This window comes from Actinosynnema sp. (assembly GCF_052038725.1).
The window spans coordinates 1-9,091 of the sequence record NZ_JBQGCX010000193.1; the positions used below are offsets into that span (position 1 = coordinate 1).

10 protein-coding genes are annotated in these 9,091 nt (G+C 74.4%); 5 read left to right on the forward strand and 5 right to left on the reverse strand.

Going from position 1 to position 9,091, the window contains the following annotated elements:
- Positions 1–270 precede the first annotated feature (270 nt).
- A complete protein-coding gene (locus ACTUAL_RS03555; RefSeq protein WP_440899253.1) occupies positions 271–1,368 on the reverse strand; it encodes an NADH:flavin oxidoreductase/NADH oxidase in 1,098 nt (365 codons plus the stop codon).
- Between the two features lie 86 nt (positions 1,369–1,454).
- On the opposite strand from ACTUAL_RS03555, the gene ACTUAL_RS03560 reads away from it, so the two are divergent.
- Positions 1,455–2,162, forward strand: a complete 708-nt coding sequence (locus ACTUAL_RS03560) for a GntR family transcriptional regulator (protein ID WP_096491276.1) — start codon at positions 1,455–1,457, stop codon at positions 2,160–2,162.
- A gap of 53 nt (positions 2,163–2,215) precedes the next feature.
- Here the strand turns inward: ACTUAL_RS03560 and ACTUAL_RS03565 are convergent, their stop codons facing one another.
- The gene (locus ACTUAL_RS03565) at positions 2,216–2,878 is read right to left on the reverse strand and encodes a LytR C-terminal domain-containing protein (protein WP_440899254.1); all 663 of its coding nucleotides are present in this window, start codon (positions 2,876–2,878) and stop codon (positions 2,216–2,218) included.
- A complete protein-coding gene (locus ACTUAL_RS03570; RefSeq protein WP_096491274.1) occupies positions 2,875–3,159 on the reverse strand; it encodes a DUF3263 domain-containing protein in 285 nt (94 codons plus the stop codon). Before ACTUAL_RS03570 ends, ACTUAL_RS03565 begins: the two co-directional genes overlap by 4 nt.
- A 162-nt stretch (positions 3,160–3,321) precedes the next feature.
- Here ACTUAL_RS03570 and ACTUAL_RS03575 point away from each other — a divergent pair, with 162 nt between their 5' ends.
- Positions 3,322–3,909 carry a peptide deformylase gene (locus ACTUAL_RS03575; protein ID WP_096497557.1) on the forward strand — a complete coding sequence of 196 codons (588 nt, stop codon included), beginning with the start codon at positions 3,322–3,324 and terminating at the stop codon, positions 3,907–3,909.
- An 85-nt stretch (positions 3,910–3,994) separates the two neighbouring features.
- Here ACTUAL_RS03575 and ACTUAL_RS03580 read toward each other — a convergent pair whose 3' ends face one another.
- Positions 3,995–4,750, reverse strand: a complete 756-nt coding sequence (locus ACTUAL_RS03580; protein WP_232519668.1) for a hypothetical protein — start codon at positions 4,748–4,750, stop codon at positions 3,995–3,997.
- Between the two features lie 187 nt (positions 4,751–4,937).
- Here ACTUAL_RS03580 and thiC point away from each other — a divergent pair, with 187 nt between their 5' ends.
- A complete protein-coding gene (gene thiC, locus ACTUAL_RS03585; protein WP_096491273.1) occupies positions 4,938–6,581 on the forward strand; it encodes a phosphomethylpyrimidine synthase ThiC in 1,644 nt (547 codons plus the stop codon).
- Between the two features lies 1 nt (position 6,582).
- Entirely contained in the window at positions 6,583–7,413 is an 831-nt protein-coding gene (gene thiD, locus ACTUAL_RS03590) for a bifunctional hydroxymethylpyrimidine kinase/phosphomethylpyrimidine kinase (RefSeq protein ID WP_096491272.1), read from the forward strand.
- On the opposite strand, the gene ACTUAL_RS03595 is transcribed toward thiD, so the two are convergent.
- The gene (locus tag ACTUAL_RS03595) at positions 7,356–8,012 is read right to left on the reverse strand and encodes a TetR/AcrR family transcriptional regulator (protein WP_440899255.1); all 657 of its coding nucleotides are present in this window, start codon (positions 8,010–8,012) and stop codon (positions 7,356–7,358) included. The genes thiD and ACTUAL_RS03595 overlap by 58 nt on opposite strands.
- Positions 8,013–8,135: 123 nt before the next feature.
- Here ACTUAL_RS03595 and ACTUAL_RS03600 point away from each other — a divergent pair.
- Positions 8,136–9,091 (forward strand): NADP-dependent oxidoreductase (locus ACTUAL_RS03600; RefSeq protein ID WP_440899256.1); only part of this gene is annotated, 956 nt, incomplete at its 3' end.

Consider the following 9,091-nt stretch of genomic DNA (forward strand, 5'->3'; position numbering starts at 1 on the left):
GGGGCGGTTGGGGGGCCGGGCGGGCCGGGCCGGGTGGCTGGCGGGCCGGGCAGGCCGGGTAGCGGGCGGCAGACCAGCCGGAGCGGGACGGGCCACGGGGGCCTGCGGGGCGTGTGGCGGGAGCGGTGGGAGTGGCTCCCCGCCCGCGCCTCGGGCCGCACGAGCCGCGAGGTGCGGGGGATCGCGCGGGTCGTGGTGCGGCCCGGTGGTGCGGGCGGGGCGTTCAGGGGGCGGGAGCGGGGCCGGGTGGCGGCCCCGCTCCCCGCGCTCCTAGCGGCGCGGGCGCACGGCGTACCCGTACTGCTCCGGCCAGTTCGAGTCCACGCCCAGCTCCTGCGCCGCGTGGTGCGCCCAGTACGGGTCGCGCAGCAGCTCGCGGCCCAGCAGGACCGCGTCGGCCTGGCCGGTCGCGACGACCTCCTCGGCCCGCGCGGGCTCGGTGATCAGGCCGACCGCGCCGGTGGGCAGGCCGGTGGCCTCGCGGACCTTGGCCGCGAAGCGCACCTGGTAGTGCGGCTCCACCGGGATGACCGCGTCGTGCGCCATGCCTCCGGTCGACACGTCGAGCAGGTCAACGCCGCGCCGCTGGAGCTCCTTGGCCAGCAGCACCGTGTCGTCCTCGGCCCAGCCCGCGCCGCCCTGCTCGGCGGTCCAGTCGGTGGCCGAGGTGCGGAACAGCACCGGCAGGTGCTCCGGCCACACCGCGCGCACCGCGTCCACGACCTCCAGCGCGAAGCGCATCCGGTTCTCGGTCGTGCCGCCGTACTCGTCGGCGCGCTGGTTCGAGATCGGGGACAGGAAGGAGTTGATCAGGTAGCCGTGGGCGCCGTGCACCTCGACGACCTGGAACCCGGCGGCGAGGGCGCGGCGCGCGGACGCGGCGAAGTCCTCCACCAGCGCGGCGATCTCGTCGGTGGTCAGCTCGTGCGGCACCGGCAGGCCGTGGAACGGGACCGGGCTGGGGCCGACCGGCTGCCAGCCGTGCTCGGTGTCGGCGACGGAACCCCCGCCCAGCCACGGCTTGTTCGTCGACGCCTTGCGGCCCGCGTGGGCGAGCTGGATCGCGGGGACCGAGCCGTAAGCGCTGATCGCGGCGGTGATCCGGGCGAACGCCTCCTGCTGGGCGTCGTTCCACAGGCCGAGGTCCCACGGGCTGATGCGGCCGTCGGCGCGGACGCCGGTCGCCTCCACCATGACCAGGCCCGCGCCACCGGCGGCGCGGCTGGCCAGGTGGGTGAGGTGGAAGTCGGTGGGCACACCGGCCTCCGGGCCCGAGGGGGCGGCGGAGTAGGTGCACATCGGGGACATCCAGACCCGGTTCGGGATGTCGAGGGATCGCAGGGTCAGCGTGCTGAACAGGGTGCTCAACGGGTGCTCCTCACTTGTCGCAATGTTAACAATAGGACGACCTCGGCGAGTTGTTAACATCGAGGGGCACGAACGTGAGGGGAGTCATGAGCACCCAGGGCACCGTGTCACCCGCCCGCCGCAGGGGCCTGGCCGACGAGGTGGCCGACCGCATCCGCGAGGGCATCCTCACCGGCGCCTACGAACCCGGCAGGCAGCTGCGCGAGGTCGAGCTGTCGACCGTCATGGACGTCAGCCGGGGCCCCGTCCGCGAGGCGCTGCGGCTGCTGGAGCACGAGGGGCTCGTGCACGTCACCTGGCACCGGGGCGCGACGGTCACCCGCTTCTCCCGCAGGGACGTCGCCGAGCTGGACAGCCTGCGCGGGGCCCTGGAGGGCCTCGCGGTGCACGAGGTCGCGCACCGGGCCACCGAGGAGGACTTCGCCGCGCTGGACCGGGCCGCCGAGGCGCTGGCGCGGGCCGTCGGGGCGCACGAGCTGGCGCAGCGGGACGTCGACTTCCACGACGCGGTGTTCGCCGCAGCGCACCACGAGCGGCTGACCCGCTCGTGGCGGTGCATCCGGCGGCAGGTCCACCTGTTCCTGCTCACCCGGATCAGCCGGGACGAGGGGCTGCGGGACGGGTGCGCCGAGGAGCACCGGGAGCTGGTCGCCGCGCTGCGCACCCGTGACGCGGCCACCGCGAGCGCGCTGCTCGGCGAGCACCGCAGGCGGGTGTTCGAGCTGTCGGACGACGACGACTGGTCCGACCTGCTGTGCCCGGAGGACTGCGGGGGCGAGCGGCGCGAGGGGTGATGCGCGAACGGCGCCGACCGGGGATCACCCCTGGTCGACGCCGTCGGGAGGGCTCAGCTGCCCGTCTTGCCGCCCGGCCCCCGGTAGTCGTTCGTGACGATCACGATGACGCCGTCGTGCGCGTCCTTGATGCCGTCGAACCGGGGCATCACGCGCGCGCGGATCGACTGGGCCAGCTGCTTGGCCGCGTCCTCCTCGGCCGTGCCCGCGCGGTAGTAGACCGTGGTGGTCTCGATGATGCCGTCCGGGTAGTTGCCGGTGGCCTGGACCGCCCAGCCGGACTTGCCGATGTCGTCGGACGCGCGCGCGGCCAGACCGCTGATGTTGCTGTTGTTGTAGACGCGCACCGAGGGCCGGGTCGCGGGCGTGCCCTGCGACTGGTCGCTGGGCTGCTGCGCCGGGGGCTGCGGCTGGGGCTGCTGCTCCGTCGTCGTCGCGGGCGGCTGCTCGGTGGTGGTGGTCGTCGGCGCGCCGCCGGACTCGCTCGCGGGCGGCTCGCTCGCGGGCGGCTCACCGGCGGGCGACTCGCCGGAGGGACCCGGTTCGGCGGGTGCGGAGGTGCTCGGGGCGGGTTGCCGCTGCGCCTGCGGGTCGTCGTCCGACCCGGTGAACAGCGTCACGAGGCCGAGCACCAGCGCCACCCCGGCGAGGCCGAGCAGCGCGAAGCCCGCGGCGCGGGCGGGTTGGGCCGAACCTGAGGACTCGGGGTTGCTCATCCGTCCACGCCCAGGCGCCTAGCCGCCCGAGCCCGCCGCCTGCCCGATCGCAACCGGAGCAGCCGCTTGACGAGCATCGGATCGGCCGCGAGGGCCTCCTCCTTCTCGATCAACGCGTTGAGTAGCTGGTAGTAGCGGGTGGGCGTGAGGTCGAACAGCTCGCGGACGGCCTGCTCCTTGGCGCCCGCGTACTTCCACCACTGGCGCTCGAAGGCCAGGATCTCGCGCTCCCGCTCGTCGAGCCCGCCAGGGGCTGCGGGGTGCGCGAGTGCGGCGTCCATCGGGCTCCTCGGCCTGCGGTTCGGTGGGTGATCTCATTACATCACGTGATCTTGGTCGTCGTGGGTAGCGCGACCCGACACGCCGGGCGGGCCGGCGGCGCGGCGCGGGGTCGGCGCGCCGCGCGGCGGGCGCGGGGGTGGCGCGCCGATAGGGTGCGCGGCATGGCAGTACACCCCATCCGGATCGCGGGCGACCCGGTCCTGCACAACCCGACCCGCCCCGTGGACGAGCACGACGACGAGCTCAGGGCGCTCATCGCGGACATGTACGAGACGATGGCCGCCGCCAACGGCGTCGGCCTCGCGGCGAACCAGATCGGCGTGGACCTCCGGCTGTTCGTCTACGACTGCCCGGACGACGAGGGGGTGCGGCACCGGGGCGAGGTGGTGAACCCGGTGCTCCAGACCTCGGACGTCCCGCTGGGGATGCCGGACCCGGACGACGACTACGAGGGCTGCCTCTCGGCGCCCGGCGAGTCCTACCCGACCGGGCGCGCGTCCTGGGCGAAGGTCACCGGGACCGACGGGAACGGGGACCCGGTCGAGGTCGAGGGGACCGGGTTCTTCGCCCGGTGCCTCCAGCACGAGACGGACCACCTGGACGGGTACCTGTACCTGGACCGGCTGGTGGGTCGGCACAAGCGGGCCTCGAAGAAGATGATCAAGGCCAACGGGTGGGGCGTTCCGGGGCTGTCCTGGGACCCGGCCACCTCGGAGGACCCGTTCGCGGACGACGAGGACGAGGACTGAGGGCCTGCCGGACCGGCGACGCCCGCTCCACCGCGCAGGCGCGCGGAGCGGCGTCGCCGCGCCTTGCCCGGACCGGGCGCCGTCCCTAGACCGGGTCGGGCGCGACCTGCGGCGCGCCCGCGTCCGGCGCGGCCTCCAGCTGCCGCCGGGGGCCGGGCCGGTGGGGCTGGGGCTGGGGCCGGTGGTCGCCGGTGGGTGACGTGCGGCGCCACGGGAGCTCGACGAAGCCGGTCAGCTCGACGGCGCTGCCGCACGCGGCCAGCTCGGCGTACCAGCCGCCGATGACCTGGGCGCGCAGCCGCGACACGTCCGCCGACGTCACGCCGTGGCCCGCCACCAGGAACGGCAGCAGCAGCCGCCAGGCGTCCACCACCGGGGAGCGCCTGCGGTGCGGGGCGCGCAGCGCGGCCCTCGCGGCGCGCAGGGCGTGCTCGGCCGGGGTGATCGAGCCCGGCACCGCGGTGTGGTCCCACTGCCAGCGGGCCGACTCGGTCACCGCGCAGCGGACGCAGTCCCACGGCCCCGCGGTCGGCTCGGCGCCGCACTGCGAGCAGGTGACCAGGGTCATCGCCCAGTCCACGCACGTCCACGCGTGCCTGCCCACCGGCTCGGCCAGCACCCGCTCGGCCAGCTCGCGCTCCCCCGAACCGCCCTCGGCCAGCTGCTCGGCGGACAGCAGCTCCTGCCAGTCCAGCAGCCACACCTGGTCGACCAGCTCGGCGCAGAACCGGCAGGTCGGGTAACCGCGTCCGGCCAGGTCACCGCAGGTCGGGCAGGCCGAGACCGGGGCGCGGCGGGCAACGCGCCGCGCGCCGGGCGGGAACGGCGGGTGATCAGCCACGCGTGCAACTTACGCCGTGGGCCCGGCCCTTGGCACCGGCACCGCGCCGTGGCTATGGTCGATCGGACAACTCAACATCGCGGGAGCTCGCACCAGAGCGGGCTGAGAGGGCGGCTGCGACCTTGGGGTCGCGGGGCCGCCGACCGCCTGAACCTGACCGGGTAATGCCGGCGTAGGGAGGAATGCCGTGACGGCACTCGGGGACGGCTCGGTCCGGCCGAGCGTCACCACCGGGCCGATCCGGGGGTCCCGCAAGGTCCACCGCGACGCGGAGGACGGCGTGCGGGTCCCGTTCCGCAGGGTCGAGCTCACCGACGGCGACCACTTCGACCTGTACGACACCTCCGGGCCTTACACGGCCGGGGACGTCGACGTGCGCGGTGGGCTGGAGAAGATCCGCGCGGGCTGGATCTCCGCGCGCGAGCCCGTGAACGGGGCCGCGACCCAGCTGGCCTGGGCGCGGGCGGGCGTGATCACCCCGGAGATGCGGTTCGCGGCGCTGCGCGAGTCGCTGGCGCCGGAGTTCGTGCGCGACGAGGTCGCCGCGGGGCGCGCGGTGATCCCGGCCAACCGCAACCACCCGGAGTCCGAGCCGATGGTCATCGGCAAGGGGTTCCTGGTGAAGGTCAACGCCAACATCGGCAACTCGGCGGTGACCTCGTCCGTCGAGGAGGAGGTGGAGAAGATGGTGTGGGCGACCCGCTGGGGCGCCGACACCGTGATGGACCTGTCGACCGGCAAGCGCATCCACGAGACCCGCGAGTGGATCATCCGCAACTCGCCGGTGCCGGTGGGGACGGTGCCGGTCTACCAGGCGCTGGAGAAGGTCGGCGGCGACCCGGCCGCGCTGTCCTGGGAGGTGTACCGGGACACCGTCGTGGAGCAGGCCGAGCAGGGCGTGGACTACATGACGGTGCACGCGGGCGTGCTGCTGCGGTACGTGCCGCTGACGGCGCGGCGGGTGACCGGGATCGTCTCGCGCGGCGGGTCGATCATGGCCGCGTGGTGCCTGGCGCACCACCGGGAGAGCTTCCTGTACACCCGGTTCGCCGAGCTGTGCGAGATCCTGCGCGAGTACGACGTGACGTTCTCGCTGGGCGACGGGCTGCGGCCCGGCTCGATCGCGGACGCCAACGACGAGGCCCAGTTCGCCGAGCTGCGCACCCTGGGCGAGCTGGCGCGGGTGGCCAGGGCGCACGACGTGCAGGTGATGATCGAGGGACCGGGCCACGTGCCGCTGCACAAGATCGCGGAGAACGTGCGGCTGGAGCAGGAGTGGTGCGACGGCGCGCCGTTCTACACGCTCGGCCCGCTGGCCACCGACGTCGCGCCCGCCTACGACCACATCACGTCGGCGATCGGCGCGGCGCAGATCGGGGCGCTCGGCACGGCCATGCTCTGCTACGTGACCCCGAAGGAGCACCTGGGGCTGCCGGACCGGGACGACGTGAAGACCGGGGTGATCACGTACAAGATCGCCGCGCACGCCGCCGACCTCGCCAAGGGCCACCCCGGCGCGCAGGCGTGGGACGACGCGCTGTCGAGGGCCAGGTTCGAGTTCCGCTGGGAGGACCAGTTCAACCTCTCCCTCGACCCGGACACCGCGCGCGAGTTCCACGACCGGACGCTCCCGGCGGAGCCCGCGAAGACGGCGCACTTCTGCTCGATGTGCGGGCCGAAGTTCTGCTCGATGCGGATCACGCAGGACGTGCGGCGCTACGCTGAGGAGCGGGGTCTGTCCACTGTGGAAGCGATTGAGGCGGGTATGGCCGAGAAGGCGCACGAGTTCGACGACCGGGGCGGCAAGGTCTACCTGCCGGTCGTGGACTGACGTGGAGCGGCCGAGCGTCGTGGAGACGCCGAAGAAGGTGCTGACCATCGCGGGTTCCGACTCGGGCGGTGGCGCGGGGTTGCAGGCCGACCTGCGGGTGCTGGCGGCGTGCGGGGTGCACGGCATGACCGCCGTGACCGCCGTGACGGTGCAGAACTCGCTGGGCGTGAGCGGCGTCGTGGAGATCCCTGCCGAGCAGGTCGCGGCGCAGATCAGGGTGGTGGCCACCGACATCGGCGTGGACGCGGCCAAGACCGGGATGCTCGCGTCGGCGCCGATCATCGAGGCGGTGGCGGAGGCGTGCGACGAGGTCGGCATCGGCTCGGGCGGGACGCCGTTCGTGGTGGACCCGGTGTCGGCGTCCATGCACGGCGACCCGCTGCTGACCGACGCCGCGCTGGAGGCGCTGCGGGTCCTGCTGTTCCCGAGGGCGACGCTGGTGACGCCGAACCTGGACGAGGTGCGGCTGCTGACCGGGGTCGACGTGCGCACCCGCGAGGAGCAGCGCGAGGTCGCGAGGGTGCTGCACGGCATGGGCCCGGAGTGGGTGCTGGTCAAGGGCGGGCACATGAGGGGCGACCCGGAGTGCCTGGACCTGCTGTACGACGGGCGGGAGTTCCACGAGTACGTGGGGCCCCGGTACGACGTGCTGCACACGCACGGCAGCGGGGACACGCTGGCGTCGTCCATCTGCTCGCGCCTGGCGCGCGGGGTCGGGGTGGTCGACGCGGTGCGGTTCGGGAAGGACTTCGTGGTCCGGTCGGTGCTGGCGGCCTACCCGCTGGGCAGCGGGGTCGGGCCGGTGTCGCCGCTGTGGCGGCTGGCTGAGTGAGTGGGGTTCTCCCCGTGGGCCCGTCCGCGTTCGCGCGGGCGGGCCTGCGGCTTCTGGGGGGTCAGGATCGCGGCGACGACCACGTCGAGCAGGTGGTCGGCGCGGGGCGCGGACGTGGGCTGGTCGTGCAGCCAGATGAGCGCCCCGCCGAGCGCGAAGAGGTCGGGGCCGGTCAGGTCGGTCCTGGCCTGGCCCGCTGACTGGGCGCGCTCCAGCAGGCGGGCGCCGGAGCCGCGCATCGCGACGCAGGAGGCGTGCAGCGCGGAGTCCGGGTCCTCGATGGCGCCCATCATGGTCGTGACGGCGCCCCGGTAGGTGTGCGCGCAGGCGACGAAGTCGCGCAGCCACGCCTTGAGCGCCTCGCCGGGGGGCAGGCGCGCCTCCAGCCGGTCCGCGAGGGCGGTCAGCTCGTCGAAGCCCGCGCGGAGCAGGGCGTCGAGCAGCGCGTCCCTGGTCGGGAAGTGGCGCAGCAGGGTCGCGAGTCCGACCTCGGCGCGGCGCGCGAGGTCGCGCATCGACACGTCCGCGCCCTGCTCGGTGATGACCGCGTCCGCGATCGCGAGCAGGTGGTCGCGGTTCTTCCTGGCGTCCGCCCGCATGTCCGCCCCCTTTCCGGTTCAGTGAACCACTTGACCCGGTCGCGCGCCCACTCCTAGTATCCGGATCAGTGAACCGGTTAATCCGGTTCACTGATCCGTTCAACGTCCGAGCAGGTGGAGGCCATGGTGACCGGCACGATGAAGGCGATCCGGGTGCACGAGCACGGCGGGCCCCAGGTGCTGCGGCTCGACGAGGTCCCGGTGCCCGAGGTGGGGCCGGGCGAGGTCCGGGTGCGGGTGCGGGCGGTGGGGCTCAACCCGCCGGACTGGTACCTGCGGGAGGGCATGACGAAGATCCCGCCGGAGCTGCGGCCCAGGCTCGACCTGCCGCTGATCCCCGGCACGGACGTGTCCGGGGTGGTGGAGGAGGTCGGCGACGGCGCGGGGTGGGCCGTCGGGGACGAGGTGTTCGGGATGCTGCGCTTCCCCTCGCCCGGCGGCAGCGCGTACGCCGAGCAGGTGGTGGCGCCCGCGGCGGACCTCGCCCGCAAGCCCGCGGGCGTGGACCACGTGCGGGCGGCGGGCGCGCCGATGGCGGGGCTGACCGCGTGGCAGTTCCTGATCGCGCTCGGGCACGAGGTCGCGCCGCCGTTCCAGCCGGAGCCGCACCGGCCGGTGGCGATCGAGCCGGGAACGACGGTGCTGGTCAACGGCGCGGCGGGCGGGGTCGGGCACTTCGCGGTGCAGTTGGCGAAGTGGCGGGGCGCGCGGGTGGTCGCGGTGGCCTCGGGGTCGCACGGGCAGTTCCTGCGGGAGCTGGGCGCGGACGTGGTAGTGGACTACACCCGCGAGCGCGCCGAGGACGTGGTCGACGAGGTCGACCTGGTGCTGGACGCGGTCGGCGGGGAGGCGGCCGGGCGGTTCCTGCCGCTGGTCCGGCGCGGGGGCGCGCTGTTCCCGGTGTTCCCCGGCCCGTACGACGCGGCCGAGGCGGCACGGCGGGAGGTGACCGTCTCGGCGACGCAGGTCAGGGCGAGCGGGGCGCAGCTGGCGGAGCTGGGCGCGCTGCTGGGGTCGGGCGCGGTGCGGGTGGGGGTCGACAGCGTCTTCCCGCTCGCGGACGCCGCCGCCGCGCACGC

Excerpts from the sequence above, each read along its gene's own strand:
- ACTUAL_RS03560 (WP_096491276.1), top strand. The coding sequence starts at position 1,455 with ATGAGCACCCAGGGCACCGTGTCACCCGCCCGCCGCAGGGGCCTGGCC.
- ACTUAL_RS03565 (WP_440899254.1), bottom strand. The coding sequence starts at position 2,878 with ATGAGCAACCCCGAGTCCTCAGGTTCGGCCCAACCCGCCCGCGCCGCG.
- ACTUAL_RS03570 (WP_096491274.1), bottom strand. The coding sequence starts at position 3,159 with ATGGACGCCGCACTCGCGCACCCCGCAGCCCCTGGCGGGCTCGACGAG.
- ACTUAL_RS03575 (WP_096497557.1), top strand. The coding sequence starts at position 3,322 with ATGGCAGTACACCCCATCCGGATCGCGGGCGACCCGGTCCTGCACAAC.
- ACTUAL_RS03595 (WP_440899255.1), bottom strand. The coding sequence starts at position 8,012 with ATGCGGGCGGACGCCAGGAAGAACCGCGACCACCTGCTCGCGATCGCG.